The organism is Paraflavitalea speifideaquila (assembly GCF_032395985.1).
In the GTDB taxonomy this organism is placed as follows: domain Bacteria; phylum Bacteroidota; class Bacteroidia; order Chitinophagales; family Chitinophagaceae; genus Paraflavitalea; species Paraflavitalea speifideaquila.
In genome coordinates, this window is record NZ_CP135920.1 from 2,562,319 (window position 1) to 2,589,159 (window position 26,841).

Consider the following 26,841-nt stretch of genomic DNA (forward strand, 5'->3'; position numbering starts at 1 on the left):
TCATTGTTTGTTCTTGTATTGTTTCATGATGGACTCCAGTTTAGTAAACCGGTCGTCCCACATAAGGCGAAAGGGTTCTATAAAGTCGGCTACTTCTTTCATTTTTTTGGCGTTGATGTAGTAGTGGATCTCTCTTCCGGTTTGCTTTTGTTCGAGCAATTCGCATTCTGTGAGGATTTGCAGGTGTTTGGAAACTGTTGGCCTGGCGGTGTCGAAGTAGGAAGCTATTGCCCCAGCTGTCATGGCCTGGGCGGCTACCAACAGGAGGATGGCCCTTCTGGTGGGTTCGGCAATGGCTTGGAAAACGTCTCGTCGTAGGTTCATTGTGTAGTTATTTGACTACAAATATATGTGTAGTTATTTAACTACTCAAATTTATTTTTGGGGCTACAAGAAGTTGGTTAGGAGGCAGGTATCAAAAAAAAGAGGTAGTATCAAAAATAAAATTAGGGATTGAGAATCGCTTAAAGGGTCTCAAGTCTCCGACAGGGACCCGAATAAAAAGAGGGTGTACTCAACCAATGTACTGGCCCTGGCGCTGATCAGGGAAGCAGCTGTATATGGTAAGAAAAAAAAAGCGGGCATATTATATAAAATACAAATAGTGAGGAATATATCGAAAGCCCTCGTTTTGCTGCAGACCTGTCTGATGGCCGCAGGTAGTTGCTTTTGCAACAAATTACCAATGACAGTCTGTGGCGTGAAGCTGATAAGGAGATAAGGCAGCTCATGCGTGCCGGAAATATTCCGGGTCTAAGTATTATATTGATACAAGACGGTCGCCAGGTAATCAAAAATTATGGTTATGCCGATCTCCGGGATAAAAAGCAGGTAACACAACATACTTTGTTTGAATTGGGATCGTGTACAAAAGCATTTACTGCGTTAGCCGTGATGACACTGGCGCAGCGGCAGCTATTAAGCCTGGATGAATCAGTGTCAACATTGATTCCGTGGTTGAAAGTTTCTTTTAAAAACAGGAGCCCACGCATCACCATACGCCAACTACTGCACCACACCAGTGGCATACCTTGGAGCACTATTTCAAAAATAACGGCCACCAATGCTCCTAATGCGCTTGAAATAACGATAAAGGTCCTTGCACAATCCAAGGTTCCCGGCCAATATTGAGCAGTATGGTGAGAGTATTCTTTCTGATGATATTCGTTTTATTCATCGGGGCTGGGATACGCTTGGCAAACGCATACAGGCAGTAGAAAGGTATTTCCGCCTTGACCCTACTTTTGAGTTTAATCAAGGAATCCCTTATGATAAAGGATTACTGTTTGGCTATAAAAGAAATGAGATCGACAGGCTCATCAATGCCTATCGAGAGAAATATGCGAGTGCCCAGTTGCAAGGAAATGGACAGCCCTATTAAACAAGTAGTTGGCGAAATGTTTGCATGGGAAATGCCGGACCTGGATCTTTTTCCGGTCGGGCGCTACCTCTTCATGGCCAAGGATGGCTTCAATGTCAAATTGCTCCACCAATAGACGGGTTACGCTAAGGGCCATATTTATTTGAGCTTCGGTATAGGCATGCCAGTATTCCATTTGACCAGGTGCATAGGTTTGGTGGTGGTATATTTCTGCAAAAGGATATTCCTGTTCCTGCCATGATAAAAAACGGTAATTGTTGTGGGTAAGCCAGCCGGCATTATCCAATTCAATACCAATAGAATAGTTATTCAGGTTGGTCAGTCCATTCCATTCGCTAACACCAGCATGCCAGGCGATGGTATTGAAAGGAAGCAATTGAACAAGCTCGCCTCCCCGTCCTATGAGCAGAAGGCAGGATACCTCGCTTTATAGGTCAGTCAATCTTTCGAGGGCAGCATCCATACCGTTTATGGCCGTATAATGCATGATCAGCAAACGGGGCTCCAGCAATGCGCCATGGTTAGGGCTTTTACGAATGGTACAAGACTGGCCAGGCGCCGTGTATAATAAATGGTGAATGATTTGCATAATGCGGTATGGGATAACTGTTTTTACTAAATTAACGAAAACAAGGAACAATACATAATTGATCATTGTGTCTATTGCGTGTTTGTCTATTCAATAACGTTCATGACCTATTTACTGTATCATTTTTTGAGGGCCGCTTGGATGAAGCTGTTTTTGAGCAAAAACTCCTGCTGCTATCTGAAGCGCAAAGCACAAAGATCAAAGGCTTTCACAGGTGGCAGGATGCATACTGTTCTTTATGGGGCAACCTGCTGTTGCTGGAAGGGTTGAAGGAATTGGGCATCACCACAACCCTTCAGCACCTTCGTTATAACCAGTATGGTAAACTTTCGTTTTCGTCGTGAAGGAATGGTGTCACCTTTTTTTGCTTTTGGCTATTTTGGAAGGGTTATCCAACTAGTTTATCAATTTACCCTGGATTGTGGCAGGTGAGAGAAGCCGGGCTTCGGGCTAATATCTTAGTCAAGGCTTTCCAGGGCTTGGTTCAACAGGGCCTTACCGGTCTCACTATAGTTGAGCGATGCGGCAACCTGCCTTCCCGGGGTACTCATTTTGGCCCATGTTTTTTGGAGGATGCTTATCATTTTCTCTGCTGATTGTTTTTTATCAGGTCATCGTATTGAAATTCCAGGAATACCAGGCAAAGGGCATTTTCCATCGTTTGAACTTCGGTATCGGTTGTAAGCTTCTTTTTCAGTACAATTTCAGTGACCCTGGCAATAATGTCCGGTTCATAGTTAAGTAAATGCAGTATCTCCGTGGCTTTATGTGCGTGGAATTTGGAGAGTTCGGTTCTCCACTTCAGGTAACCCACCCTGCCTTCAGGAAATGCTTTTCTGGCGATTTCCCATCGTCCGATATGCTGGCACCTGGAGGCCAGTAAAAGGGGGTACTGGCTTGGGGCGCAAGATCTTTCACCCGTTCATACAACTTAATGGCATAAAAATATTCTGATGGATAATGCTGTCCATTCCATGTTGTCTCCGAAGGGTCCTGTTTATTATAGGTGTCAAATAGGTTAAAGGCCTGTTCCATTTTTGTCATAAGAGCAGCAATTTATACTGTTATCCTCAAAGTTAAAATATATGCAATAAGAAAGCCGGATGATTTTTTCAGAGAGCCCCTTAAAAGCAAAATCCCTTCAGGCAGTGAAGGGGTTTTGCTTTTAAATGGTTCTATATCAATTTTTATTACCAGTTAGGACTTTGTATTAAGGATGGTGCGTTGGCAATTTCACTGGCCACCAGTGGAAAGTAGTAGTTTTGGAAGTAAAGACCCTATCCTCCAGTTTAAACCTTTGCATTCTATAATTCACACCGCCTACTACCATGGTTCCTGCGGGATCAGCAACAGGCGTCATGCCATGGGCTGCTCTTTGCGTTCTTGGGTACGGCCATACATTGGCGGGTACCGGCGCGGCTTTGTAGGTAGCTTCCCGTGCTAATTCTGACGGTGCATCTGGCTCTAAATTCCAACGGGCATAGAAGTAACGTTTGTTCTCATAAAAATGCTCCACACGCCGTTCGCGTTGAATGTATTTATGCAGTGCATCTGCATCCAGGCCAGGAGGTATCGGGGCCATAAAAGAGCGTGCGCGCAGTGTGTTTAATAGGGCATAGATCTCACCATTGGGGCCGCTGTATCTATTCATCGCCTCACAGTAGATCAACATCATTTCCGGGAGCCGGATAGAAGGGAAGTGTAAGGGCCAGCCCCGCTTCTTTTCCAGTCTTCATGGTAAAACTTGCGTAGGTAGTATCCGGTCGAAGTGGCATTGCTGGCCCCAATCTTATCAGAGCCGGTAGCTGTGTTAATGATCTTATTCTGATAAGTAGCACCATGATACATGACGTCAGAATAAAAGCGGGGGTCGCGTTTTTCGTAGGGCTGTTTTTCATCCCAACCTTTGGCTGCTGCCTGCGGGTCGTAGGTGGCATATCCGTAGCCATCATTACCGATAAACTCGTATTCATCTACCTGCTCCTGTAAAGGTTGAAGGCGAGAGCCCCCTCCATAAGAAGGAGGAATATGGTCACCTTGCCAGGATTCAGCCTTATTATTGGAGATGATCAACAACCATTCATTCTGAATAGCAGCTGGGTCGATATAGATCTGTTTGATCCTTGCATATACCTTGTTATTGCTTTCAGCCTGAAAATCGCTGCCTTTGCCCATATACAAGCTATAGCGTTGACCGCTGCCGTTCTTCAGATCTATTACTGCTTTGGCGGCATCAGCGGCCAGTTTCCATTTTTCTTTATCATAAGCAGCATACTGCCCTTTACCCACCCGGGTATCATTGCCTGGTAGTTTACCGCCATTGTACATGGGGCTTGCGTTCATGTACAATACAATTGCTTTCAGAGCCATGGCTGCTCCTTTATCTATTCTTCCAAATTCAACATCCAGGTGGCGAACCGGCAATTCATTGATGGCAAAATCAAGGTCTGCCAGTATTTTCTTCAGAAAATCGGGCCATGACTGGCGTACAAATTGCTCATTTTTAGACAGATCTACTACATAATCCATGTAAACAATATCGCCATACCAACGTGCTACCAGCCAGTGAAAATAAGCACGCATAAAATAGGCTTCTGCTACCCGGTTTTTCAGATCACCTGGTTGCAAGGGATTATCAGGTGATTTATATTTCTCTACGCCTGAAATAAACACATTTGCCTTGCGGATAGAATTGTAAAAATCGCCCCAATACATCCCATTTGCTTTGCTGGGCATACCAATAGAAGGCCCGAAGCTTCCGAAATTAAATTGATCAGGAATGGCCTGTTCTACCTGTGTGCCCTTGCATTCATCAGTAATACCGGAGATCGAAAAGTCTTGCAGGCCAACTATACCCCTGTCGCGGTCACGCATGTCCCGGTACAACTTATTGGCTTCACCATTCACTTTGTCCCAATTGGTAAAAACAGTTGCTTCATCGATCTTATTATCCGGCTGTCTATCAAGAAATTTTTCGCAGGATGCGAAGAACACTATAGAACAGATAGCTATTAAGGGAATATATTTTCTATTTTTCATAATTGCAATCTTTAAAAAGTTACGTAAACGCCGAAATTGATGACCTTTTGAATGGGATACCAGTCGCCTCCTGTATTGGTTTCCGGATCGACATCGAATTTTGATAATTTATCCCAGGTAAGCAGGTTCAAACCCTGGAGATAAAAGCGGGTCTTGGTAGCGCCAAATTTTTTTCAGGAAAGTGATCGGAATAGAATAACCTATTTCAAGATTTTTTAACCTCAGGTAAGAACCGTCGGCCAGAAAGAGCGAACTGTTTGGGTTTTTATTATTGTTGTGGGTGCCATAATGCAAGGCCGGGTAAGTGGCTGTTGCTGCGGTAGCAGGGGTCCAGCGTTCCAAATGTATTTTCTTAACCCTTCCAATGATATCCTGTCCGTACGTTGGAAAGTCATAGGCCGCTGCGTTTGTTAACTGAACGCTGGTATTGGTAGCTCCCTGAAACAATATGCTCAGGTCAAATCCTTTGTAAGAAACACCCATAGGAATACCAAACTGAAGCTCTGGATTGCGGGGATGCCCCATGGCAACCCTGTCTTCCTGGTCGGTGATCTGGCCGTCGCCGTTCTGGTCCTTATAGACAACATCTCCCGGGATCAGTTTTCCCCATTTCTGATAAACGGCCGCATTTAATTTGTCTGCCTCTGCCTGGTCTGCTACGAAATGGTCAAATACGTAAACAAATTGTTCTTTGATCCGTGTTCCTGTACGTTGAACATAAGCTACGGATTTGCCATCAGGTGCAATTCGATCTCGCTCATTAATGAATATGATCTTATTGCGGGCAAAAGAAATATTGGGCTTGATATAGTAGCTAAAGCTTTTTCCAATATTATCGGTCCAGCCGATTTCGAGATCAAACCCTTTATTATTTACAATACCGAGGTTGAGTTGGGGGCGCTTTGACCAACTACTGCCGATACGTTCCTGGAACCGTATTCATTATTAAGATTGGTGAGGATGTCATACCGGTGTTCCCTGAATACATCGGCTGAAAAACTCAGCCTGTTTTTCAGGGTCCTTATTTCGATTCCGATATTGGCCTTTTGGCTTTTTCCCAGGTTAACAAAGGGTTGGCGAGCGGTGCTTCAAATACGTTGGCGGGCACGCCTCCACTAAGGTCTGTACCAAAATTGTAGGTGTCGCCATTTACATTATAAAACTGGAGATAGCCAAATCTTTCTCCGGGCAATTGGTCACTTCCTACCAACCCGAAAGAGCCCCGGACCTTCAGGTAATCGATCCAGGTTGTTTTTTTCATGAATGATTCATTGCTTACGATCCAACCCGCAGCTACTGCCGGGAATAGACCATATCGACGCCCTTTTGCAAAGCTTTCGGAACCATTGTAGCCTGCATTCAGTTCGAGCAGGTACCTGTCATCGTAATTATAAGTGGTTCGGAAAGCAACACCCTGGTTGCCAAAAGGAACATCGTTCTGGTAGGTACGTCTTTGCCTGTTACCCAATATCAAGGCGGTCACATTGTGGAGACCGAAAGACCGTGCATAATTTAAAGTAACCTGTAAGTTGTTCTTACGCTGCGGCTGTGGAGTACGGGCGTCAAAGCCATTATTCATCGTGTTATTCTCCGTTCGGCGGGGAGATGCATAGGCCCCCTGGTAATGTCCGCCATTCATCAATACATCTACTCCGTCTTTAGGATAGAAAGTTGCATAGCCACCATATTCGCGATAACCCTCTGATTCATGCGGGATCGTTCTGTCTACCGTATTGCCGGATTCTGTATCGTAAGAAAACTGAACTTCGAAAGTTAATCCTTTGGTGATAAAATCAAGTTTATGGCCAAGGGCAAAACTTCCATCCATAAAGGTTTTATACTCATTGATGAATCCGGAATAAGCCAGTTCTCCCAATATATTGTACCTGTACAATTGCGTTCCGAACAATAATCCTTCGGGGTGCTTGGCTATAAAAGTTTTGTTTGCCGGATTATCATTGTTTTCCAGAATGACTGGATAGATAGAAGGTTGGGTATTGGCAATGTTAACCACCCTGGCTGCCGTGGTGCCTGGCGCTAAGCGGTTTTGAATGCGCCCACCCAGGTTTAAACGTGCATAAAAGTCCTGCGTAATATTGATATCGATATTGGACCTGAAATTATACCGCTTAAAGATGGCGTTGGTATTATTGGGACCCAGTTTGGTATGCTTATAGTTGCCATCCTGGTTGGTATACCCAGCCATCATAAAGTATTTGACACTTTTATTACCTCCCTGGATGTTCAGGTTATAGTCCTGTTGGATACTTGGCTTGAATGCATAATCGAAAAGATCGATATTATATCCCAGGCCATCAGAGTTGTCTCCTTTTGCTTTCCGGTAGTTCTCTATCTGGGCAGGTGTAAAGAGGGCAGCAGTAGTAGCAGGGTTATCGTTCAACCTCGCCTCATTGTAGAGGGTAGCGTAATCGGCTGATCCCAGGTACTCAGGGAATTTGATGGGAGCAGATAAGCCGGCGGAAGCCTTAAAGGTAACATTCGGTTTATCCATTATTCTGCCCCTGCGGGTAGTGACCAGGATTACCCCATTGGCTCCTCTTACGCCGTACACCGCGGTGGCCGATGCGTCCTTGAGGATAGAGAAAGTTTCTACTTCTTCCGGATTGAGGTATTGATAATCTCTCTCAATACCATCCACCATTACCAGCGGCTTTTGTGAATTGCCGGTATTATATGTAGCTATACCGCGGATAAAAACTTCACTCTGATCTACCCCCGGTTCCCCCGGAAAACTGATTAACCATCAAACCCGCCATCCTGCCCGCTAAAGCGTTGGAGAGGTTGGTAGTAGGGCTTTGCCTGAGTTCTGCAGTGCCGATAGAAGTAATAGCCCCTACAACAGATACCTTTTTTGTGTTCCATAACCAACTATTACTACATCCGTTAATGCCGCTATTTCAGGCGTCAGTGATAGGTCAAGTACCTTGTTATCTTTTCCAACGCGGATGTTCTCGGTTTTAAATCCTACAAACGAGAAACTTAATACGCCATTTTCGGGAACGGATATCGTAAAGTTTCCGTTCTCATCTGTGGTGACGCCTCCCTTTGCGCCTACTACAGATACGGTAACGCCCACGAGGGGATTACCGTTTTTGTCTTTACTTTCCCTTTCACTTCAATAGGAGGAACGGCAGGAGGTGCATTGGCCTCTTTGCCGGCTTCTTTTCTTTTAACGGTAATGGTATTTTCTGTGATCACAAAGTGCAGCGGTTGATCGCGGAAACAAATTTCCAGTACCTGTTCAATCGATGCATCTTTCACATCAATGCTGAATTTTTTGGCCTGCTTTAATAATTCATCCTGGTAGAAGAACTGATAGCCGGTTTTCCGGTGTATCTCTTTGAATACCTTTTCCAGTGAAGTGTTCTTCTGGGAGATAGAAATTGTTTGCCCAATCGATTTAGCACTCACTTGTAAAAAAGTGGCCAACAGTAAAACAGCTGTTAATTTCATCATCAACATTGTTTTGGTGGCGGTTGCCCGGTTTGGTCTCCGGCATAATAATGAACATTCCTTTTTCATACTTTTGGCAGTTAATTAAACAATAAGCAACTATTGCTCTGGTTTAAGAAAAAAAGATTTCCATTACGTATACAACTAAGTATACATTCAATAATATTAAACCTATCTACTTTATTGGGTGCTGGGGGTTATTGGTGATCTTCAGAGACAATTACCTTCCTGCCAGCAATTTTAAAATTCACACCACCTGCCTGCATGATCTTTAATACCTGGGCGATATTATTGTTCCGGTTTACGATACCTGAAAAATGACCTGTCGGAATATTGCCTGCATATGCAACTTCAACATCATACCATCTAGCCACCTGCCGCATGATCCTTTCTATGTCCAGCGAGTTAAATTGAAACCAGCCATTTTTCCATGCCATTACAGCTTCAATATCTGCTATGCCCGTCCTTATGTCTCCTGATTGAGTGATCTTGCCTTCCTGGCCAGGCTTTAGTATCTTATATTGAGTGCCTTTGGATACTCTTACGGACCCTTCTAATAAAGTTGTATTGATCGAGCGTTCGTCATCATAGGCCATGATGTTGAAATGGGTGCCCAGCACTTCTACAGCCCCTTCCTTCCCGATATCCGTCGGGGCTCCGGTGGGAGAGGAGAAATGGACTATAAAAGGCATTGCTGGATTTTTGGCCACTTCAAAATAGGCTTCTCCTGAAATGGATACGTTTCTTTCTTTTCCGGTGAAGGCTACGGGAAACCGGATGGAGGAAGAGGCATTGAGCCAGACTTTGGTGCCATCAGCTAATTTTAGCTGATACTGCCCTCCACGGGGTGTAGAGAGTGTATTGTAAACAACCTCCTGGCTAGTTGTCCTGGGGGCATCATAAGCAAGAACAGCAGTATTAAGATTGATAACCTTTGCGTCCCCTTGTTTAGTAAGGGTGCCCTGTTGAGTGGAATCAAGCAGGAGCTTTGAGCCGTCGGCTAATAAAAGCTCGGCCTTGTTTCTACCGGGTACAATAGTATCATTGGCAGGAAGCACTTTGGTTTCAGCAAGTTGTGTGGTTGGTTGATACGTTAACCAGAGATAACCACCTGTACAAGCGATAAGAAGGATAGCAGCTGCGGCAGCTCTTTGCCGCCACCAGGATGCCGGTCTGGACGTAATAATCGCTACTGGCTTATCTGCCTTTCCTTTCTGTAGGATAGCGTCCAGCATCTCCTCGCCCTTACTCGCTTTGATGGGCTGGTTTTGGCTGGTATGCTGTTGCCAGGTAGTTGTCAATAAACTTTTTACCTGTTCATCATTTTCGGCTTGCTCTACCATTTGCATGAATTCATCACGCTCTGCCGGAGTAGCGGTCTTATTAAAATAAGCCCGGAACAGGTAAGTTAGTCTTGATTTGTCCATAAAGCGTATTCCCAATAAATAAGGAAATGATCATTTCCCCTTTGTGATATAGTAAGGCAACGGTGGTATCCCAAAGAGGTAATGGAATTGAATATTTTTTTAGTGGCGGAACAAGCAGGTAATAAGAAAGAGGAAGAAACGAATATTTGCGCGAAGATGATTCTTTAAAAAGCGGAGGGCCAGCACCATATGTTTCTTGACTGTTTCATGGGAAATATTTAGTTTTTGGGCTATGGCTTCCTGGCTAATGCCTTCTTTCCGGCTCAGGAGATATACATTTTTCTGACGGCGGGGAAGTAATTCCACGGCTTCATCAATTAGCTGGCTGGGGTCAGGGAAGGGTGGTTCATTTGTATTATTTAATGCAAGATGCAACACTGAGTTTGCCCATTCTTTCTTGCGGTTTTTTTCCCGCGCAATTTGTTTCAGGCAATTAAAGGCGTGATTTCTGGCAACTACCATCAAATAGGCTTTAAAGCAATCGATTGTTGGCAGGGAGTGACGATTGATCCATATTTTTAAAAACACATCCTGCACTATTTCCTGGGTCAGCTGCTCCGATTCAGTGATGCGCATAATATAATCTGCCAAGAGGTTGTGGTATGCCCTGAAAAGTTGTGCGAAGGCGTTTTCATCTCCTTCGGATACCTGTAAAAGCAACCCATTTACATCATTGATAGAAAGGTTTGACAAGCAGTTAGTTTGGATTCGTTAGCAATAGGTCGGGCCTAAATTAAAGATTTTTAGTTCAACAATCAATGAAATTTTGTACTGGCAGGCTGCATCCATTATCTAAAAACAGACGTTGCTTACCTGTAATGGGTATTTCCAGCTTATTTTTATCCCTGCAAGGGGAGTTCCTCCAGGATCTCTGCTTCTTGTAGAATGCCCTTATCATGGGATATGACGATGAGTGTACCCTTGTATTCCGTAAATATCTTAGCCAGCATTTGAATATTGCTTAAATCAAGGTTGTTGACGGCCTCATCGAGGAAGATGATATCGGGCGTTCTGTTTTGCAATACCATACAACATAATACCAGGCGCAGCATTTCACCACCACTTAGTACAGCGCAAGGCTTATCCCAACTATCCGGCATAAACAGGAAGTTAGCCAACAGGGTATGCACCTTCGCTGGTTCAACTGGCGCATCATTAAAAGCCAGGGCTTGTTCCTGCACTGTTTTGCTGCGGTCGATAAGGCTGTAATCCTGGTCCAGCAGCAGGGTAGTGCAGGGGGCTATCTGTAAACTTCCCTCTGAGGGTGGCTTCTGGCTCCGCAGCAAGTGAAACAAGGTGGATTTGCCACTGCCAATGAGCCCGGAAATGGCCAACCTTTCGCCGCTGCGGATGGTGAAGGTTAATGGCTGGCCCCAGAGCAGGGGATTAGTACCATAGCCATAATTGATATCATTTGCCTGTATCAGCACTTTGCCGCGTGGCAATATGGAATTATCGAAATACCCTTTCATGATACGTTGTACCTCGGCCATGGCTGCTGCCTCCTCCAGGCTGTTACGCAATTCGCTCACTTTGGTATGGTGTGCCTGTTTTAGTTTGCCGGTACTGCCTTCGGCAGCGGTTCGCCGTCCATTGATCACCGCTTTGGGCAATCCGCTCTGCAATCCTTTTCTGCGGGCCTGCGCGTCTGCATGTTGTTTGCGTTCCAGTACTTCCTGTTGTTTTAGTTTGGCTTCCTTCCAGGCTTTTTCGTGGTGGGCCAGGGCATGCTCCCGGGCAGCGGTCTCTCTATCTTTTGTGCTGCATAAAAATCGTAATTGCCGCCATAAGCCCTGATGCCGGATGGCTGCAATTCCCAAATGGGATGGCACAAGCGGAGCAATTGACGATCGTGACTGGTGAGCAGTAAGGTACAGGAGGTGTTTCCCATCCATTCGTACAATTGGGCACGGGCCTTTGCATCCAGGTGATTGGTTGGCTCATCCAATAATACAATGGCTGGTTCAAAGATATCGATGCCAGAAAGGAATAACCTTGTTTTCATACCGCCACTGAGTTGCTGTAAAGGCTGGTTGAGTGCAATGCCCGTGATGCCCCAGTGGGCAAAAGCTTCTTCACATCGGACCACTATATCCCAATGGTGTTCCAACAGGTCATAATAATGCTGGTCAGTAGCGCCATTCTCAACAGCCTGGAGGGCCTGGAGCAGAGGCGCTATACCAAGGACTGCCGCTACGGATAGCTGGTTAAAATGACCATAATGCTGCGGCACGTAATGTAGCGCACCAGTGATCCAAAGATCACCTGCAAAGCCTTTCACTTGACCGGTCAATATTCTCAGCAGGGTGGTCTTTCCTGTACCGTTGTTGCCTACAATTGCGGCCTTCTCCCCTTTTTGTAAGGAGAAACCAATATCGTTAAAAAGCAGCCCGCGATGCGGCGTATGGTAGGTAATATGTTGTGCGTTGATAAGCATGAAATGTGTGTTGAGGGTGGGAAATGAATGGAATAGTCCGGAGGCAGGATGTAATTTTCATGTCTTTAATTTTTGAAAACAGTAAATGTATTGTAAAATAAAAGGGAGGCCGGCTGGCCGGTAAAACAGCGGGCGCTGCAGGTATGTGTGGATTACAATTTCATGATGGCGCAAAGGTAAACAATTATCCGGAAATGTCAAGTACCCGGGTAGCGTCTTCGTTTAACTGGCGCTATTGTTGTACCGATCGTTCCCTAAAGTCGCAGAAATCATTATTTTTGAAAGGCTTACCCAACCAGTTAATCCATTGACCACATGAAAATTGCCAAGTCAAAACACAAGAATATTTTTTGTATAGAGGGTAATTGGACAAATGACCTGCGGGATAGAAGGAGTATTAAAACGGCCCTGGAGTTCCTGGAACATAATTCATACAGCAAAAGAATGTGTTGCATACCCACCGCCAGTGTTCTTCCAGGCAGGAGTTTGAAAACCTGCTGAAAGAATCCTGTTTAAAAAGATACGACCAATACAGTATCCTTTATTTAGCCTTTCATGGCAATGCGGGCAGGCTGCATGTAGGTAAGCGGGTAACGATGCGCCTGGAGGAGATCGCCGAAATGCTGGAAGGCAAAGCCGCCAATAAGATCATTCACTTTGGCAGTTGTGAAACCATGTATGTAATGCGGCGCGATCTGACCCGGTTTTTGAAGAAAACCGGCGCCCTGGCCATTTCGGGATATGAGAATACCATCGACTTTATGCCCAGTACCTTTCTCGACCTGCTGTATTTCCAATTTTGCCAACAATACCAGAAAATGTACCTGATAGAAAGGGACGTAAAACTGTATTACGGCAAACTGGCACGGGAGCTGGGCTTTAAACTGATCTACGAAAAATAACCGCTTGGCTTTAAGGTGAGTCACTCTGCCGCCCGGCGGATGCAGTACTGCAGAGTGGCCCACCTTTGTGCCTGGCAAACGATTCTCTTAAGAAAACGGCATTGGTACTGCTTCACTGGTAAACACCTTTTATGGAATATTACTATAAGGAAATGAATTCTCCGGTTGGCCGGTTGAGGATGGTGGCCAGTGAAAAAGGGCTCGCTGCCATCCTTTGGGAAAATGATAATCCCAACCGGATACGGGTAAGAGAATATAGGGAGGATAATAACCACCCCATTCTATTGGAGACGGAACAACAACTCAATGAATATTTTGAGGGCAAGCGGACTTCCTTTTCCATGGAACTGGATCCAATTGGCACGGATTTCCAAAGGGAAGTATGGAAGGTCCTTTCCAGCATACCTTATGGAGAAACAAGAACCTATTTATCCATTGCCCGGCAGTTGGGAAATAGTAAAGCAGTGCGGGCAGTAGGGGCTGCCAATGGACGAAACCCTATTTCCATCATTGTACCCTGCCACCGGGTGATTGGCAGTTCGGGTGAACTGACGGGCTTTGCTGGCGGGCTGGCTGCCAAAGCAGCCTTGTTATCATTGGAAGGAATAAAAAACGAAAGTCCACAAATAGAACTGCCCCTGGCTTAATATAAAATTATAGGATGCAAAATAAACTGACCAAACTAACCCTGTTTACAACTGCGTTTTACAGTGCGATGATTTTACTGCTGGCAACTCCTGCTCATTTATTGGCACAGCAGGCATCTCTTGCCAATGGTATGGCCATGACCGATTGGCTATTGCAAAGTCCTGTTCAAAAAGCAGCAGTGAAGGTAGCCAACAACGAAAATGATCTTATTCTCACCAATGGGCTGGTGGAGCGGGTATTTAGGATAAAGCCCGGTGTGGCCTGTATTGATTACCGCAACCTGGTCAATGGCCAGCAGTTGCTGCGGGCTATCAAAGCCGAAGCCCGGCTGCGCATCGATGGCAAGGAGTACAATGTAGGCGGATTGTATGGTCAATCAGAACAAGCATACCTGGTACCAGCCTGGATAGACCGGTTGAAGCCGCAGGACAGTGCCTTTCATTATGTATCCCATACTGTGAACGAGCTGCAACCACAACTGGCCTGGAAAACAGCTATGTGGATAGGCCAACCCAAACGACCTACAGGCAAGCAATTATTATTTCACTATCAATCCAATCTCGGATCCTTACAAGGGCTCACCGTAACAGTTTCTTATGAATTGTATGATGGCATACCCCTCATTTGTAAATCACTGGCCATTACCAATACGGGTAGCAAGACCTATAAATTGGACAGGGTAGTCAATGAGATCATTGGAATGGTAGAAGAAGAAAGCGCCGTTGTGGGCAGCCTGGAGCAAATGAGAAAGCCTGCGGGCCTGTATGTGGAAACCAATTATGCTTTCAATAATGCTATGCGTTATGATATCAGTGATCAAACCCTGCATTGGAAAACTGATACTACTTATACCTCACAAGTCAATTACAATTACCAAACGCCTTGTGTGTTGGAAGTATATCCGCTCAAAGCACCAGGTATTGAATTGGCGCCAGGAGTTGCCTTTCAATCGGTAAGGACCTATGAGCTATTACAGGACAGTTACGACCGGGAGCGGAGGGGATTGGCCATCCGGAAAATGTACCGCACCATTGCGCCCTGGGTTACGGCAAACCCCATTTTTATGCACCTGGTGAGCCGTAATGACGAGCAGGTGATTACGGCCATCGACCAATGCGCTGTTACTGGTTACGAGGCCCTGATACTAAGCTTTGGCAGCCATTGCAATATGGAGGATACTTCGGCGGCCAATATACAAAAGTGGAAAAAGCTGGCCGATTATGCACACAGTAAAAACGTATTCATAGGCAGTTATTCTTTGTTCAGTTCCCGGCGTATCGATGATGAAACGGATGTGATCGATCCAAAGACAGGCAAACCAGGTGGAGCCTTTTTCGGGAATGCACCTTGCCTGGGTAGTAAATGGGGGCTGGAATACCTGGCAAAATTGAAGATCTTTATCAGTCAAACAGGGTTCGATCTCTTTGAGAATGACGGTCCTTATCCAGGCGATGTCTGCGCTTCTACTACCCATCCGGGACATAAAGGATTGGATGATTCCCAATGGCGGCAAATGGAACTACAAAAGGACTTGTACCACTGGTGCAATGAGAAAGGTGTATATGTAAATGCGCCCGACTGGTATTTCCTGGACGGTACGCATAAAATAGCTATTGGTTACCGGGAGGTTAATTTTTCCCTGTCGCGCGAACAGCAAATGATACTGAACCGCCAAAATATATATGATGGCACCTGGGATAAAACACCATCCATGGGCTGGGGTTTTGTTCCTTTAACCCGCTACCAGGATGGTGGACCGGAAGCTGTACTGGAGCCTTTGTCCGAACACCTGAAGGACTATGAGCAGCTCATGATGCAATATTATGGAGCCGGCGTACAGGCCTGCTACCGGGGTCCACGGTTGTATGATACCGAAGTCACCCGGAAGAAGGTAAGTGAGGTCATTGCCTGGTACAAACGATACCGTGATATCCTCAACGCCGATATTATCCACCTGCGCCGGGCAGATGGCAGGGATTGGGATGGAATACTGCATGTGAACCCCCAATTGAAAACAAAAGGATTGATGATGTTGTACAATCCATTGCAACAACGTATTACCCGCACCATCCGGGTGCCTTTGTATTATACAGGGTTAACTACCACAGCCCGGGTGCGTGAAAAAGGGTTGACCTCCAAAACATATACATTGAACCGCGATTATTCCATCATGGTCAATGTAACTATGGAGCCAGGCTCTTATACCTGGCTCACGATTGAATAAAGCACCAGGAAGCCTGCCAACCCTATTACTGATTTCGTTATATTCGGTAATATTCTGCGATCCCGTACAGATTAAAAACTATCTATGGAAGGCTATAGCGTTGTTATATTCATCATGGCTATTATGATTGGCCTTTCTGCCATCGCTAACAACATCAAATTACCCTATCCGGTAATACTTATTACAGCAGGTATTGGCATTGGTTTCATTCCGGGGATGCCTGAAGTGCAGCTCAATCCCGAAGTGATCTTCCTCATCTTCCTGCCCCCTGCTGTATGATGCGGCTTTCAATATCTCTTTCAAGGATTTCAAAACACATGCTAATACCATTAGTACACTGGCAATAGGGTTGGTATTCTTAACCACTACTGGCATTGCCGTCATCGCCCATTTTATGATACCTGGCATGAGCTGGCCTGTATCTTTTGTACTGGGAGCAATACTTTCGGCAACCGATGCCGTAGCGGCTATCGGCATTACCAAGGGCCTGGGTTTATCCCATAAAACCGTCACTATACTGGAAGGGGAGAGCCTGGTGAATGATGCCTCGGCCCTGGTGGCTTACCGCTTTGCCGTGGCGGCCGTAACCGGTGCTGCCTTTGTGTGGTGGAAGGCTTCCCTCGAATTTCTGTTGCTGATGGCAGGTGGTTTCCTGGTGGGGGTAATAATGGGCAAGTTACTGGCTTTTATACTGAACCGGTTGCATAAGAATGCGGTGGTATCTATTAGTTTCATGTTATTAATGCCATTTGTTACCTACCGCCTGGCCGAAGAATTTCATGTTTCCGGCGTCATTGCCGTAGTCGTACTGGGCTTGAGTATCTCCCGGTTTAGCCGGCAAATATTCCCTGAAAGCATTAAGTACCAATCAAAATCTATTTGGGAGATCATTATCTTTTATTGAATGGCCTCATCTTTATCCTGATCGGCCTGGAGTTTCCGTATGTCACCAGAGATATTCCCGAAAAGCAGGTATTACCCTATGTGGGTTATGCTTTTGTGATTGCCGTGGGAGCCCTTGGCTTACGAATGGCCCGGGTATTTTTACAAAAGGTAAACCTGCAACGGGCCTTTCAAAGTAAGCACAGCAGAAGACGAAAAATACCCGAAGATGCCCTGCTGGATTGGCAAACCTGCCTCGTGATCAGTTGGTCGGGTATGCGCGGTATCGTTTCCCTGGCCATTGCACTGGGCCTCCCGCCTACCCTGGCCGATGGCAGCCCATTTCCACAACGCAATGCCATTATCTTTATTTCGGTAGTCGTGGTGTTGTTTACCTTGTTAGGCCAGGGCCTTACCTTGCCCTGGATCGTTAAAACAGTCAGGAAAACGAAAAAGTAGTATCCTCAAATCCACCGCCGCACCTTACGGCAATAGTCCTCATAACTTTTGCCAAAATCCTTTCGTAACCGGCGCTCTTCCCAGAAGATGATAAACACGTTAAAAGCAATAAAGATCAACAGCGTATAAAGCCAAAGACTCCTGGATTGAACAAATAGCGATTCGCCAATCAATATCGACATCACACCAATGTACATGGGATTACGGGAATACCGGTACAGACCCGATATCACAAGCTGTTTGGTTGGGTCGGCTGGTGATAGCGTACCACGGCCATCCAGCGCAAAGCGCACAATGCAATGAATGGTAATGATGATACCGGCTATGAATACCAGGATACCAATATATTGATCAAAAGAGAGTACACTGGATAGGGCCAGTTGATAATGATCTTTGGCAATGAGCCAGGGGATCAGGCCGCTTACCATACCCGGCTGCAGGATCGTGAATAGGAGGTTGCGCAGGAAAAGAGAGCTATTACCGTTACTTGCTTTGTCAGTCATGGTATACTGTATTGGTGTGAGCTGCTATTGTATACCTGTTTCCAGGTATTGATCTCCGCGTTTGTACGAATGTAGTTCGATTAAAACTGCTGGAGAAAATTTTGTGACGTATAGCAGGGATGTTGCTACTGATAACCGTTTCTAAAACCGGGTTGCCTGCTAAAGCCAATATTTTAGATATTGAAGTATATCAGAAACCTGGCATGATAGGAACTGAAACCAGGCTGGTTACCCTGATGAGCGATAATACCATTTGGTGGTATGCCGAAGGGAAAGATTGGGAATTAATAGAAAATACGGGATTGCCCGCAGGCGCCAAGATCAAAGAAATTACCGTATTTCTTAAATCTACAGGGTTCAGCAATGATGCCCGTATTGTAGCCTTGATGGAAGATAGCTCCCTGTGGTGGTTTGCCCCTAAGAAAGATTGGGAAAAAGTGCCCCTGGACGGATTGGGAGCAAAATAAGGAATTGTGAAAATGTTGGTATTCCGGTCTGGCCCTATGGGCCGTAAAAGCGCCAATGGAAAAAGGAATCAACCACACAATGGACCAACGCAATAGAAGGGGATAGCGCAGCCCCAACAACAGACCGGTAAATCCCACCAGCTCTGCATATCCAATGATGAGCGTCCACCTACGATTAAATCCAAAAGATTCCATACCTGTCATCATCGGCGGCCATTCAAATACCTTGAACAAGGCGGCGTAACCAAAGATAAAAGTAAAGCCTGTATAAAATATAGCACGCATGATCGTCAGCTCTCCGTTGAGGGAGCTGGATAATTTTGATTGCATGTTTTGTTAGTTTAGATAATACCGTAAGTCCTGTTCATGATAAGTAACAGTATGGGTACCACACTGCAATAAACAAGATTGTAAAACTGTTGATCCCGCTTGCCGAATATGGATGCCAGCACGGTTGGCCATAACCAAATGAAAGGTATGATTGTGAATACAGGGACAAAGATGCCCACTACCAGGCTCACCGGCCCCGGGCTGGCATGCTGACCAACCATAAAAAATGGGGTGCGCCTTCCGGCACACCCCACCAATCAAAAGAAACACCTGTGGCAATTGGCTTATGCGACCACTGTTTCGGCAATTGCTTCATTGCCGGGCAGGTCGGTAACCGTTACAACAACCCTGGTGCCTGCCAGGACATTTTAGGTTGTTGCGTAGGATACAACCAGGCTGTACCCCTGCTTCCGGTACGGCCTCACCCTGTTCAAGGGTGGCGCCTGCTGCCGTGACGATCAATACAGTTACCCGCTTGATCTTGAAATTGTCTGCCACTTGCATACGGATCACACTTCCCGGAATGCCCGAATAACCACTCGTATCCGTAGAAAGGATTTCGGGCTTCTTGAAGTAATCCGCAAATGCTACGTTAAAAGCCGTTTGGCCCGGTGTAGCTTTTTCCAGATAAGCCTGCTTGATCGCTGGATATGCAATGGCCTGCTGCGCATAACGTGATGCCGCTTTGAATTTTTCGCGGATCGCCAACTGCGAGGCAGTGGGTTCCGCTTCATTGACAGGGATCTTACCTGCAAAGGTTTTCCCTGCACGTTGCCTGAACAGCAACAGATCGCCTATGATTCCTGACATGCCGTGCATAACGACATTTTTTTTAGACTGTGCCATGATATAAAAATTTAGAAAGTTTACAATTTGTTACAAGCGCGCCTTGCCGGCCGGCGATGAATCCAACTACTGCGATCAACCATCAGTGCTAGCTGCTGATGTTAACTGCAATACTGTTTTCAAAAGCGCTGAAACAAAATTGAGGGATCTGAAGGACCTGATTTACCAGGTTCATACCAGCCTGGTAAAGATTTATTTTTGACCTAGTGTTGCAATTGTCAGCCTGTCATTATACTATAGCTAGCCTTAACCTTGTCTTACCCTTGTCTTAACCATGGGTGGGCTTGTCTCTCAACAAAACCGTATCAATCGGACAAATTGACTGCCGCGTACGCCACAAAAGTTTATATTTACTTACAACCAAGCTATATGAATCCATCCTCCTTTCCCTGGAATGATCTCTTCAACAGAAGACAGTTTCTTACCCATACCCTGGCCACTGCCGGTAGCATGGCCCTGCTGTCTTTACCACTGGCCGGAACCGCCGCTCACCAGGGTCAGGATCAGACGGTACAGGATATCATCAACCTCATATTGGCCGAAGGCAAATTGCAGCCCATCAAGGATACGGTAGATACCATCAAAGCCGGGCAGGCAAATCAGACGGTAACGGGCATTGTTACCACCATGTTTGCCACGGTGGCTGTAATAGAAGAGGCAGCCAGGCTGAAAGCCAATTTCATTATAGCGCATGAGCCTACTTTTTATAACCATAAGGACGATCCACAATGGGTAAAGGACAATAGGGTAGTACAGCAAAAACAGGAACTGCTGGCAAAACACGGAATTGTAGTGTGGCGCTTCCATGATTATTGTCATTCCCTGAAGCCCGATGTCATTAGCTATGGCGTAGCCAAAAAAGCCAACTGGCTTCCTTATTTTAAAATGGGTGAGTTGATGCTTACCATACCAACCCTGGCCTTGCAGTCATTGGCACAACACCTTAAAACATCCCTTCATATTGCCCATGTACGCGTCATTGGCAACCTGCAACAATCCTGCGCCCGTATTGCCTTAATGCCCGGCGCCTGGGGTGGGCAGCGGCAGGTGACCGTTGTCGAAACCGAAAAACCCGATGTATTGATCGTGGGAGAGTTGTCGGAATGGGAAACGGCCTAGTATATACGCGATGGCCGTTTATTGGGTGGCAAAACGGCCCTGATCGTATTGGGTCATAGCGTGAGTGAAGAACCTGGCATGGAGTGGTTTGTAGATTGGCTGCAACCCAAACTGCCCGCCATAAAAGTTACCCATATTGGCTCAGGTGATCCCTTTACCTGGTTGTAATACCCGGTCTTACCCTATGGTTGAAGTCACCTTATCAACGTTACCGTTCCTTTCTTTATAAATGCATCCCCTTTGGGGCATTGCAGTTCAACATAATATACATAAGTGCCTATGGGTTGGTCAATACCATTCATTTTGCCATCCCAGCAATAAGCGGCATACCGGGCAGGGAAATCATAGCGTTCAAATACCTTATTGCCCCATCGGTTAAACACCACCATATGTTTAACAATTGAAGTGCCCAGTATGACCAAATGGTCATCCTACTACTGTATATATGGAAGTGGCTGGTGGCGTTGCCTGCGTAGTTCCAGCCAAAGTATTCGCCAGCCCTGTTGTATTGTTGATCCATTTGTACTTATCGGCCCCTGATGCCTGCAGAGTCGTTGCGTTTCCCACACAAAGGGCTGCTTCCGGTGCCAGTTGCAGGATAAATGGCTGGTGTACCGTAAGCACATAGGCTTTCGTATTCTTACAGCCATGTACATCTATACCTTCTACCTGGTAAGTAGTGGTTTGGATGGGCGAAGCCATGGGCCGGTCCGATTGCGGATCATTCAAACCCGTGGCCGGTGTCCAGGTGTAAGTAGCTGCACCACTGGCGGTGAGTTGTATTGGCTGGCCAACGCACAGAGAACCTAAGCCTGGAGAAACCTGTATGACCGGGTTGGGATGGATAATTACTTTATCATACATGCTGACTGTAGAAATACAACCATTTACATCCTTCATCAATAGGGTAGGGTTGTAATTACCTGGCAGCGGATAGGTATGGGTAGTATTGCCGTCTTGTGCATTGCCCGTATTGCCATCTCCAAAATCCCAGATTGTTTTTTCTGCATACCGTGAATTGTGGAAAACAGTCACTTTACTGCGATCATCGCAGGAGTACTCATACCTTATGATCTTGGGAAATGGGGGCAATACATCAATATAATCAACCTTTGTCATGGTATCCTGGCAACCTATAGCACCAGCAATAAGTTGGATGGTATGTTTTCCCTTCTCACTGAACTGCCATTCAAAGGTGTTATAGTAGCTGGTGTTGGCAAAAACACCATTTACCTTCCATACTTCAGCTGTACTGGATGATCCTGTTCCCGTGCTTTTGAATATTGCTTTTGTATTACCGCAAACGGTGGTGGGAGTTACTGATTCAAAATTGGCAACAGGCTTTGTTCGTACTGAAATGTCGTAGTAGTAAAAGGCTTCTCCTTTACAGCCTTTGTCTGTTTCAAAATCAAGTCTCAACTGGTGATATCCTGGCCCTGAAAACGTATAGGTTGGTTCCGCCTCTGTTGAGGTAGCGGTTGCAATATCAAAAGTCCATTTATATTTGGCAAGCGTGGCCAATGAAGTGGCTTTAAACGAAATGGTAGCCGGATCGCAATCAACTCTCTGACCATACGGATTATCCCCCAGTCTGTAAATATCGGCAACGGGCGGCTGCAGGTTGATTTGCTTGATCACCCGCTTAGAGCAACCGGCTGCATTGTAACTTTTCAAGGATACCGAATAGGCATTGGGTGTATAAGTATGCGTAGCTTCTTTCGTTGTAGCGTTCACAATTTCAGGATACTGCCAATATTGGTAGTTGAAATTCCATTCCCATTTCACCGCATCTGTACTCGTATCCTTGAAGGTTACCGGCCCCCACCGCAAACAGTGTTGTATATCACTTCAAATTCGGGGGCATTGGGTAGATCATTTACCGTAAATAAACGGGTTGTTTCCTGCTGGCACAAGCCATAGGTGGCTTTCAGTTTTATGCTATGCGTGCCTGTTGTAGTGAAGGGTGCTTGTATCTCTTTGTTGTGCAAAGGATGAGCTATTCCATCTATTTCCCAATCAAGCGCATTGGCCTGAGGAGTACATACAGCTTTAAAATCTGCTGTACCATCCTTACAAACAAGGGAAGGCAGTTGTATGTCGGTCGAATAGTTGGCCACATTCAGGTAATCAGTGGCTATTTTGGTGGCGGTACAACCTGTTGAACTATTGACGGTTAGTTTCACCGCATAAGTTCCCCGGGTATTGAATACCGGGGCGGGATGGAGGCCGTAGAGGTTTGCCCATTGCCAAAATCCAACAGGTATTGAGCCCCGGTAGCAACGCCGGTACTGGTATTGGTAAAATTGATGGTAAGGGAGAGCAGCCATCCGTTTTGTCGGCCGTAAAACGCGCCTGTACCTGTGCCTGTAAAGCGGTTACAGATGATAATAATAACAATAAGAGTATTGTTACAGTAAAATAGAAGCCTGATTTTCTCAAGTCGTGGGTGGCGTTGGGGTTAGGGTAAATGTTCCAACGCTAAAGTAATTATTAAAACGACAATTTCATAGACCCCAGTAGGAAGATTCATCCCTGGTATGCCTACTTTTATGGTATGATCATTCGTCCATATACGTCTGCCGACAGGCAAGCCTGTTTAGAAGCCTTCATCAGCAATATGCCTAAATTCTTTGCCCCTTCAGAAGTACGGGATTTTGAAGCCTGGCTGGATGAGCAGGAAGATCGTATGGCAGCTGTTAACCACCATCTTACAGAACAATACTATGTAGTGTTGAAACAGCACCAGGTAGTGGGCTGTGGCGGCTATTATATTGAACCCGATCATAGTAAGGCCGTCCTTACCTGGGGGCTTTTACACAATACCTTCCACAAGCAGGGACTGGGCAAAGCGTTTGCTCTTTACAGGCTCAAGGCCATTCAATCCATCTGTCCCACTTGTATGATCGCCTTAGATACTTCCCAACATACCTATTCTTTTTTGAAAAACTGGGATTTGTGGTCACAGAGATCACCCCGGTTTTTATGCTCCAGGCATCGACCGGTATGATATGGAATTACAACAAGTCCCGCAATAGTACAACCCGATTTCTATTTATAGCCACGCTGCTGTTGACCAGTTGTATAAAGCACTATGCGCCCCCTCCTTAAAATGAACCTTACCTCGGCCGATATGGCTACCTTATTGGGCATTTCGGAAGATAGCATTCGCGTGATGCGTTACCGGCTACGTAAAAAACTAAACCTGCCGCAAGGTGAAAGCCTTACCATGTTCATACAATCCTTGTAAAATGACCATCATTTAATCTTTTGTTAATGGCCAATATTGTTCAAATAAAATGACTGTTAATCAAAAGGTTTGAAGGATTTTGTAACAAAAGTTTCCTTTTGTCTATGCCTTTCACCCGATTGCTGCCTTTTACAACAACCGGAATTTGTCAAATACCTGATGGAAATGGCATTTTTGTACTCGCGGTCAGGAACGCTTTTTTAAACCAGAGAACTATTCAACAGTAAAGGCGATGAAGTATTTAGTTGGCATGTTTTGTTGCTGCTTTTGCCTGGTGGTAATGATCAGCCTTACCAATCCTTCGCAGGAAACGAAGGGGGTGGAACCTGCCGTACTATACTTTAAAATACACGCCGACAGTTTTGCCATTGCTGCTATGCAATTACAAACAGCCCTTGGTGCCATTGATGAAAACAAACCCGTCACCGTGCTTCAGGCCCGGCAAGCATTGACCACCTGCCGGGTTTATTATAAAAAATAGAATTCTTCCTGGCCTATTTCTTCAAAAGTTCATCCCTCATTTATAATGCGCCGCCAAAGATCGAGATCGAAGAACCTTATATGGAATACCAGGAGCCTATTGGGTTACAGGTAATAGAGGGGCTTCTTTTTGAGAAAAGGGTAGGGGAAAAGAAGGAGGCCCTGTTGCAACAGGCTGATGCCATTGTATCATCGGCCAAAGACCTGCATGCCTTGTTATACGGTTTTCAGGCAGCAGACAAACAATTGTTGGAAAGCATCAGGCTGGAGTTGATACGAGTGATCACCCTGGGGATTACCGGCTTTGATGCGCCGTTGCTGAAGTCGGGTATAGCAGAAGCAACCGCCTCACTACAGGCGGTAGCCTATGTGCTGCGCCCTTATTTGGATAGCGGTAACCGGCAATCGGACAGTGTAATAAAATACCTGACAGGCAGCCTGCGCTTCCTGGAACAACACCAGGATTTCGATAGCTTCAACCGGCTTACTTTCCTCACACAATATATTTTGCCCCTGCAACAGCACCTGGGTTACCTCATTAAAGAACTGAACCTGGAATACAATACCACCAGCGGCGTGCTTAATTATGATGCCGGCAATATCTTTAGCGGGGATGCACTCAATATACAGTCCTTTCCCCGCGCAGGTGATCAGCCGGATAGCTTACTGGTAAAACTCGGACAAAAATTGTTTTTTGAAACCGGTCTCTCGGGCAATTATAAAGTAAGCTGTGCTACCTGCCATGATCCAGGAAAGTATTTCACCGATGCCTTGCCTGCCAGCCTGGCTATAGATGGGCATACCCATGTACAACGGAATGCTGCTTCCCTGCTATATGCCGGTTTTCAATACGGGCAGTTTTGGGATGGAAGGGCCAAAAGCCTTGAAGAGCAGGTTCGTACTGTTATGAGTAACCCGCAGGAAATGGATGGCGGCCAGGCTACCATACAGTCCTTGCTAAACCGCAAACCAGAATATACCAACCTTTTTCAGCAAGCATTTCCAAAAGCACACGATACCATGGGTCTCATGAACCAGGTAGCCAACACCATTGCTGCCTATATACGGACTTTGAATCCACGCAATTCAAGGTTTGATCAATATATGCAGGGAAGGACTGCCATACTAACTGCGCCGGAAATAAGGGGCTTCAATTTATTCATGGGCAAGGCGCAATGTGGTACCTGTCATTTTGCACCCCTTTTCAATGGGCTGCTACCTCCCTTGTACAACCTTACCGAATTGGAAGTGCTGGGCACAACCCGTACAGATAACCTGGATAAGCCAGAGCCGGATACTGATAGGGGCCGGTTCAACATCTTTCCCATGGAGTTTTATGAAAAGGCATTTAAAACACCTACCGTGAGAAATGTTTCGGCCACAGGGAAGCAGGTGGCGTTCCCTCCGGTACCCCGCTTTTTATTCTTATGATATTGGGAATGTACATTTCCTGTCGCTTGATTCCTACGGAAAAGAAGACAGTAATTCCACCCGCTTATATGATACTGCCGGCGCTCAGGTACAGTGGATCAAAAAAGACCTCACCGCCTTTAATATTACCTGGATGCCAATGCCAATTATTTTATTTCTAATAAGTGGGTAATTTTTGCCAATGCCAACAACCTGCTGAATCAATCACAGCGCCGGTATATGTGGAAACCGGAGTATACTTATTATTCTTTGTATACAGGAACGACGGCCCAGGCAGGGGTCAAGGTGAATGTATTTTAAGAAGGAAGGTATGTGTAAAGGCCATCTCAATGTGTATTGAGGTGGCCTTTGTTATTTATTTCACCCTTGCCATACAACCCAGGATAGCGAATAAGAAGCTGGCTATATTGGCGATGGTACGAACGCTGTGGAGCATATTCCATTTGCCTTCAAACTGCGAGCGATATTGCGCCAACTGTTCGGGTGAGGCGCCAACAAGATTGAATTTGTCCAGCGCATCATTAAGTGGCACATTACCGCCCATGGTTATCCCAAAAGCGCCCACAATGTAAAGAATGGCTGCTGCCAGGAAATACCAGAACTGCCTGGAAGGGTGGCCCTGGTAGCAGAGCCAGGCGCTGATGGGCAGCAATACTACCGTGCCCATAAAGGTCATAAAGAACACAGGGTTTAAAATAGCCCGGTTGATGGATTGCATGGCGCTTAGGTATTCTCCATCTGACAAACGGCCAAGGCCTGGGTTTACAGAACAGGAGTAAGCGTAGAACAGGCCAGCTATTAAGCCTGTTGAAAGCGTGGATAATACCAGTACAAAAGTGATCATGTTGCTATTTTTCATGGTTATACTAAATATCGGTTATTTATAATAAATACATTTTGGGGTACCATCGGATCGAAGCAAATGCCTCGTAGCTCGAAGCTCGAAGCTCGCAGCT

The 26,841-nt window shown here is 45.8% G+C and carries 36 protein-coding genes and 2 pseudogenes; 17 read left to right on the plus strand and 21 right to left on the minus strand.

All coding sequences use genetic code 11. The annotated features are described in order from the left end of the window. Window positions 1-324 (minus strand): ArsR/SmtB family transcription factor, encoded by a 324-nt coding sequence (locus tag RS881_RS17675; RefSeq protein WP_315822273.1) that lies wholly within the window; start codon window positions 322-324, stop codon window positions 1-3. Window positions 325-669: 345 nt separating this feature from the next. Here RS881_RS17675 and RS881_RS17680 point away from each other — a divergent pair, with 345 nt between their 5' ends. Then, window positions 670-1,131, plus strand: coding sequence for a serine hydrolase domain-containing protein (locus RS881_RS17680; protein WP_315822274.1), 462 nt, complete (start codon window positions 670-672; stop codon window positions 1,129-1,131). Beyond that, on the plus strand, window positions 1,100-1,381 hold the full coding sequence (locus RS881_RS17685) for a hypothetical protein (protein ID WP_315822275.1): 282 nt from the start codon (window positions 1,100-1,102) through the stop codon (window positions 1,379-1,381). Before RS881_RS17680 ends, RS881_RS17685 begins: the two co-directional genes overlap by 32 nt. Here the strand turns inward: RS881_RS17685 and RS881_RS17690 are convergent. After that, window positions 1,320-1,757: an N-acetylmuramoyl-L-alanine amidase gene (locus RS881_RS17690; protein WP_315822276.1), complete on the minus strand. Its 438-nt coding sequence runs from the start codon at window positions 1,755-1,757 to the stop codon at window positions 1,320-1,322. The genes RS881_RS17685 and RS881_RS17690 overlap by 62 nt on opposite strands. A gap of 350 nt (window positions 1,758-2,107) precedes the next feature. Here RS881_RS17690 and RS881_RS17695 point away from each other — a divergent pair, with 350 nt between their 5' ends. Next, the gene (locus RS881_RS17695) at window positions 2,108-2,314 is read left to right on the plus strand and encodes a hypothetical protein (protein ID WP_315822277.1); all 207 of its coding nucleotides are present in this window, start codon (window positions 2,108-2,110) and stop codon (window positions 2,312-2,314) included. A 114-nt stretch (window positions 2,315-2,428) separates the two neighbouring features. On the opposite strand, the pseudogene RS881_RS17700 reads toward RS881_RS17695, so the two are convergent. From RS881_RS17700 to RS881_RS17720, 5 genes and pseudogenes are all read right to left on the minus strand, one after another. Further along, window positions 2,429-2,850 (minus strand): annotated as a pseudogene (locus RS881_RS17700) (DUF4202 family protein). Next, on the minus strand, window positions 2,772-3,014 hold the full coding sequence (locus RS881_RS17705) for a hypothetical protein (protein ID WP_315822278.1): 243 nt from the start codon (window positions 3,012-3,014) through the stop codon (window positions 2,772-2,774). Before RS881_RS17705 ends, RS881_RS17700 begins: the two are co-directional and overlap by 79 nt. A 166-nt stretch (window positions 3,015-3,180) precedes the next feature. Beyond that, on the minus strand, window positions 3,181-3,621 hold the full coding sequence (locus tag RS881_RS17710) for a RagB/SusD family nutrient uptake outer membrane protein (protein WP_315822279.1): 441 nt from the start codon (window positions 3,619-3,621) through the stop codon (window positions 3,181-3,183). Between the two features lie 20 nt (window positions 3,622-3,641). Continuing rightward, complete coding sequence (locus RS881_RS17715) at window positions 3,642-5,009, minus strand: RagB/SusD family nutrient uptake outer membrane protein (RefSeq protein WP_315822280.1); 1,368 nt, start codon at window positions 5,007-5,009, stop codon at window positions 3,642-3,644. Window positions 5,010-5,117: 108 nt separating this feature from the next. Beyond that, window positions 5,118-5,534, minus strand: a complete 417-nt coding sequence (locus RS881_RS17720; RefSeq protein ID WP_315822281.1) for a hypothetical protein — start codon at window positions 5,532-5,534, stop codon at window positions 5,118-5,120. Between the two features lie 186 nt (window positions 5,535-5,720). On the opposite strand from RS881_RS17720, the gene RS881_RS17725 reads away from it, so the two are divergent. Further along, window positions 5,721-5,915, plus strand: coding sequence for a hypothetical protein (locus tag RS881_RS17725; protein ID WP_315822282.1), 195 nt, complete (start codon window positions 5,721-5,723; stop codon window positions 5,913-5,915). Window positions 5,916-6,030: 115 nt separating this feature from the next. On the opposite strand, the gene RS881_RS17730 is transcribed toward RS881_RS17725, so the two are convergent. From RS881_RS17730 to RS881_RS17760, 7 genes are all read right to left on the minus strand, one after another. After that, complete coding sequence (locus RS881_RS17730; protein WP_315824526.1) at window positions 6,031-7,767, minus strand: SusC/RagA family TonB-linked outer membrane protein; 1,737 nt, start codon at window positions 7,765-7,767, stop codon at window positions 6,031-6,033. Window positions 7,768-7,863: 96 nt separating this feature from the next. Beyond that, window positions 7,864-8,106: a carboxypeptidase-like regulatory domain-containing protein gene (locus RS881_RS17735; protein WP_315822283.1), complete on the minus strand. Its 243-nt coding sequence runs from the start codon at window positions 8,104-8,106 to the stop codon at window positions 7,864-7,866. Then, window positions 8,085-8,486, minus strand: a complete 402-nt coding sequence (locus RS881_RS17740; RefSeq protein WP_315822284.1) for an STN domain-containing protein — start codon at window positions 8,484-8,486, stop codon at window positions 8,085-8,087. The genes RS881_RS17735 and RS881_RS17740 overlap by 22 nt, the downstream gene beginning before the upstream one ends. Window positions 8,487-8,680: 194 nt before the next feature. Beyond that, window positions 8,681-9,910, minus strand: a complete 1,230-nt coding sequence (locus RS881_RS17745; RefSeq protein WP_315822285.1) for a FecR family protein — start codon at window positions 9,908-9,910, stop codon at window positions 8,681-8,683. 99 nt (window positions 9,911-10,009) lie between these two features. Further along, window positions 10,010-10,603 (minus strand): RNA polymerase sigma factor, encoded by a 594-nt coding sequence (locus RS881_RS17750; protein WP_315822286.1) that lies wholly within the window; start codon window positions 10,601-10,603, stop codon window positions 10,010-10,012. 146 nt (window positions 10,604-10,749) lie between these two features. Then, window positions 10,750-11,403: an ATP-binding cassette domain-containing protein gene (locus RS881_RS17755; RefSeq protein WP_315824527.1), complete on the minus strand. Its 654-nt coding sequence runs from the start codon at window positions 11,401-11,403 to the stop codon at window positions 10,750-10,752. Window positions 11,404-11,594: 191 nt separating this feature from the next. Beyond that, window positions 11,595-12,347, minus strand: a complete 753-nt coding sequence (locus RS881_RS17760; protein WP_315822287.1) for an ATP-binding cassette domain-containing protein — start codon at window positions 12,345-12,347, stop codon at window positions 11,595-11,597. A gap of 446 nt (window positions 12,348-12,793) precedes the next feature. Here RS881_RS17760 and RS881_RS17765 point away from each other — a divergent pair, with 446 nt between their 5' ends. The 6 genes from RS881_RS17765 to RS881_RS17790 all read left to right on the plus strand — a co-directional run bounded on the left by RS881_RS17765 (window position 12,794) and on the right by RS881_RS17790 (window position 17,462). Further along, complete coding sequence (locus RS881_RS17765) at window positions 12,794-13,249, plus strand: DUF6642 family protein (RefSeq protein WP_315822288.1); 456 nt, start codon at window positions 12,794-12,796, stop codon at window positions 13,247-13,249. A gap of 131 nt (window positions 13,250-13,380) precedes the next feature. Beyond that, entirely contained in the window at window positions 13,381-13,896 is a 516-nt protein-coding gene (locus RS881_RS17770; RefSeq protein ID WP_315822289.1) for a methylated-DNA--[protein]-cysteine S-methyltransferase, read from the plus strand. 14 nt (window positions 13,897-13,910) lie between these two features. Beyond that, complete coding sequence (locus RS881_RS17775; protein ID WP_315822290.1) at window positions 13,911-16,121, plus strand: alpha-galactosidase; 2,211 nt, start codon at window positions 13,911-13,913, stop codon at window positions 16,119-16,121. 84 nt (window positions 16,122-16,205) lie between these two features. Beyond that, window positions 16,206-16,400, plus strand: a complete 195-nt coding sequence (locus RS881_RS17780; protein ID WP_315822291.1) for a hypothetical protein — start codon at window positions 16,206-16,208, stop codon at window positions 16,398-16,400. A gap of 13 nt (window positions 16,401-16,413) precedes the next feature. Then, the gene (locus RS881_RS17785) at window positions 16,414-17,025 is read left to right on the plus strand and encodes a cation:proton antiporter (protein WP_315824528.1); all 612 of its coding nucleotides are present in this window, start codon (window positions 16,414-16,416) and stop codon (window positions 17,023-17,025) included. Beyond that, window positions 17,001-17,462, plus strand: a complete 462-nt coding sequence (locus tag RS881_RS17790; RefSeq protein WP_315822292.1) for a cation:proton antiporter domain-containing protein — start codon at window positions 17,001-17,003, stop codon at window positions 17,460-17,462. Before RS881_RS17785 ends, RS881_RS17790 begins: the two co-directional genes overlap by 25 nt. 5 nt (window positions 17,463-17,467) lie before the next feature. On the opposite strand, the gene RS881_RS17795 is transcribed toward RS881_RS17790, so the two are convergent. Further along, window positions 17,468-17,965 (minus strand): methyltransferase family protein, encoded by a 498-nt coding sequence (locus RS881_RS17795; protein ID WP_315822293.1) that lies wholly within the window; start codon window positions 17,963-17,965, stop codon window positions 17,468-17,470. Between the two features lie 119 nt (window positions 17,966-18,084). Here RS881_RS17795 and RS881_RS17800 point away from each other — a divergent pair, with 119 nt between their 5' ends. Further along, on the plus strand, window positions 18,085-18,432 hold the full coding sequence (locus RS881_RS17800) for a hypothetical protein (protein ID WP_315822294.1): 348 nt from the start codon (window positions 18,085-18,087) through the stop codon (window positions 18,430-18,432). Between the two features lie 63 nt (window positions 18,433-18,495). Here the strand turns inward: RS881_RS17800 and RS881_RS59595 are convergent. Together RS881_RS59595 and RS881_RS17805 are read right to left on the minus strand one after the other, a co-directional pair. Beyond that, window positions 18,496-18,762: pseudogene (locus RS881_RS59595) on the minus strand (DoxX family protein); the annotation flags it as partial. Window positions 18,763-19,074: 312 nt separating this feature from the next. Beyond that, a complete protein-coding gene (locus RS881_RS17805; protein ID WP_315822295.1) occupies window positions 19,075-19,572 on the minus strand; it encodes a hypothetical protein in 498 nt (165 codons plus the stop codon). A 405-nt stretch (window positions 19,573-19,977) separates the two neighbouring features. Here RS881_RS17805 and RS881_RS17810 point away from each other — a divergent pair, with 405 nt between their 5' ends. Both RS881_RS17810 and RS881_RS17815 read left to right on the plus strand, forming a co-directional pair. Beyond that, entirely contained in the window at window positions 19,978-20,727 is a 750-nt protein-coding gene (locus RS881_RS17810) for a Nif3-like dinuclear metal center hexameric protein (RefSeq protein WP_315822296.1), read from the plus strand. Between the two features lie 21 nt (window positions 20,728-20,748). Continuing rightward, entirely contained in the window at window positions 20,749-20,895 is a 147-nt protein-coding gene (locus tag RS881_RS17815) for a hypothetical protein (RefSeq protein WP_315822297.1), read from the plus strand. Window positions 20,896-20,921: 26 nt separating this feature from the next. Here the strand turns inward: RS881_RS17815 and RS881_RS17820 are convergent, their stop codons facing one another. The 3 genes from RS881_RS17820 to RS881_RS17830 are packed head-to-tail and all read right to left on the minus strand — an operon-like array spanning window position 20,922 to window position 23,054. Next, window positions 20,922-21,116, minus strand: a complete 195-nt coding sequence (locus RS881_RS17820; RefSeq protein WP_315822298.1) for a T9SS type B sorting domain-containing protein — start codon at window positions 21,114-21,116, stop codon at window positions 20,922-20,924. A gap of 37 nt (window positions 21,117-21,153) precedes the next feature. Continuing rightward, a complete protein-coding gene (locus RS881_RS17825) occupies window positions 21,154-22,557 on the minus strand; it encodes a PKD domain-containing protein (protein WP_315822299.1) in 1,404 nt (467 codons plus the stop codon). Continuing rightward, entirely contained in the window at window positions 22,539-23,054 is a 516-nt protein-coding gene (locus RS881_RS17830; protein WP_315822300.1) for a hypothetical protein, read from the minus strand. Before RS881_RS17830 ends, RS881_RS17825 begins: the two co-directional genes overlap by 19 nt. A gap of 227 nt (window positions 23,055-23,281) precedes the next feature. Between RS881_RS17830 and RS881_RS17835 the strand changes: the two genes are divergently transcribed. The 4 genes from RS881_RS17835 to RS881_RS17850 all read left to right on the plus strand — a co-directional run bounded on the left by RS881_RS17835 (window position 23,282) and on the right by RS881_RS17850 (window position 25,885). Next, complete coding sequence (locus RS881_RS17835; protein ID WP_315822301.1) at window positions 23,282-23,734, plus strand: GNAT family N-acetyltransferase; 453 nt, start codon at window positions 23,282-23,284, stop codon at window positions 23,732-23,734. A gap of 84 nt (window positions 23,735-23,818) precedes the next feature. Continuing rightward, entirely contained in the window at window positions 23,819-23,974 is a 156-nt protein-coding gene (locus RS881_RS17840) for a hypothetical protein (protein ID WP_315822302.1), read from the plus strand. Window positions 23,975-24,206: 232 nt separating this feature from the next. Next, window positions 24,207-24,455, plus strand: coding sequence for a hypothetical protein (locus tag RS881_RS17845; protein ID WP_315822303.1), 249 nt, complete (start codon window positions 24,207-24,209; stop codon window positions 24,453-24,455). Between the two features lie 80 nt (window positions 24,456-24,535). Further along, complete coding sequence (locus RS881_RS17850; protein ID WP_315822304.1) at window positions 24,536-25,885, plus strand: cytochrome-c peroxidase; 1,350 nt, start codon at window positions 24,536-24,538, stop codon at window positions 25,883-25,885. 355 nt (window positions 25,886-26,240) lie between these two features. Here RS881_RS17850 and RS881_RS17855 read toward each other — a convergent pair whose 3' ends face one another. Next, the gene (locus RS881_RS17855) at window positions 26,241-26,744 is read right to left on the minus strand and encodes an anthrone oxygenase family protein (RefSeq protein WP_315822305.1); all 504 of its coding nucleotides are present in this window, start codon (window positions 26,742-26,744) and stop codon (window positions 26,241-26,243) included. Between the last annotated feature and the right edge of the window lie 97 nt (window positions 26,745-26,841).

Coding starts and splice junctions, on each gene's coding strand:
- RS881_RS17855 (WP_315822305.1), bottom strand. CDS start 26,744: ATGAAAAATAGCAACATGATCACTTTTGTACTGGTATTATCCACGCTT.
- RS881_RS17720 (WP_315822281.1), bottom strand. CDS start 5,534: ATGGGGCATCCCCGCAATCCAGAGCTTCAGTTTGGTATTCCTATGGGT.
- RS881_RS17795 (WP_315822293.1), bottom strand. CDS start 17,965: ATGACTGACAAAGCAAGTAACGGTAATAGCTCTCTTTTCCTGCGCAAC.
- RS881_RS17710 (WP_315822279.1), bottom strand. CDS start 3,621: ATGAATAGATACAGCGGCCCCAATGGTGAGATCTATGCCCTATTAAAC.
- RS881_RS17715 (WP_315822280.1), bottom strand. CDS start 5,009: ATGAAAAATAGAAAATATATTCCCTTAATAGCTATCTGTTCTATAGTG.
- RS881_RS17740 (WP_315822284.1), bottom strand. CDS start 8,486: ATGATGAAATTAACAGCTGTTTTACTGTTGGCCACTTTTTTACAAGTG.
- RS881_RS17675 (WP_315822273.1), bottom strand. CDS start 324: ATGAACCTACGACGAGACGTTTTCCAAGCCATTGCCGAACCCACCAGA.
- RS881_RS17760 (WP_315822287.1), bottom strand. CDS start 12,347: ATGCTTATCAACGCACAACATATTACCTACCATACGCCGCATCGCGGG.
- RS881_RS17805 (WP_315822295.1), bottom strand. CDS start 19,572: ATGTCAGGAATCATAGGCGATCTGTTGCTGTTCAGGCAACGTGCAGGG.
- RS881_RS17810 (WP_315822296.1), top strand. CDS start 19,978: ATGAATCCATCCTCCTTTCCCTGGAATGATCTCTTCAACAGAAGACAG.
- RS881_RS17850 (WP_315822304.1), top strand. CDS start 24,536: ATGGAATACCAGGAGCCTATTGGGTTACAGGTAATAGAGGGGCTTCTT.
- RS881_RS17780 (WP_315822291.1), top strand. CDS start 16,206: ATGGAAGGCTATAGCGTTGTTATATTCATCATGGCTATTATGATTGGC.
- RS881_RS17755 (WP_315824527.1), bottom strand. CDS start 11,403: ATGGCCGAGGTACAACGTATCATGAAAGGGTATTTCGATAATTCCATA.
- RS881_RS17840 (WP_315822302.1), top strand. CDS start 23,819: ATGCGCCCCCTCCTTAAAATGAACCTTACCTCGGCCGATATGGCTACC.
- RS881_RS17845 (WP_315822303.1), top strand. CDS start 24,207: ATGAAGTATTTAGTTGGCATGTTTTGTTGCTGCTTTTGCCTGGTGGTA.
- RS881_RS17775 (WP_315822290.1), top strand. CDS start 13,911: ATGCAAAATAAACTGACCAAACTAACCCTGTTTACAACTGCGTTTTAC.
- RS881_RS17830 (WP_315822300.1), bottom strand. CDS start 23,054: ATGGCTGCTCTCCCTTACCATCAATTTTACCAATACCAGTACCGGCGT.
- RS881_RS17820 (WP_315822298.1), bottom strand. CDS start 21,116: ATGGTGGTGTTTAACCGATGGGGCAATAAGGTATTTGAACGCTATGAT.
- RS881_RS17800 (WP_315822294.1), top strand. CDS start 18,085: ATGTTGCTACTGATAACCGTTTCTAAAACCGGGTTGCCTGCTAAAGCC.
- RS881_RS17835 (WP_315822301.1), top strand. CDS start 23,282: ATGATCATTCGTCCATATACGTCTGCCGACAGGCAAGCCTGTTTAGAA.
- RS881_RS17705 (WP_315822278.1), bottom strand. CDS start 3,014: ATGACAAAAATGGAACAGGCCTTTAACCTATTTGACACCTATAATAAA.
- RS881_RS17745 (WP_315822285.1), bottom strand. CDS start 9,910: ATGGACAAATCAAGACTAACTTACCTGTTCCGGGCTTATTTTAATAAG.
- RS881_RS17770 (WP_315822289.1), top strand. CDS start 13,381: ATGGAATATTACTATAAGGAAATGAATTCTCCGGTTGGCCGGTTGAGG.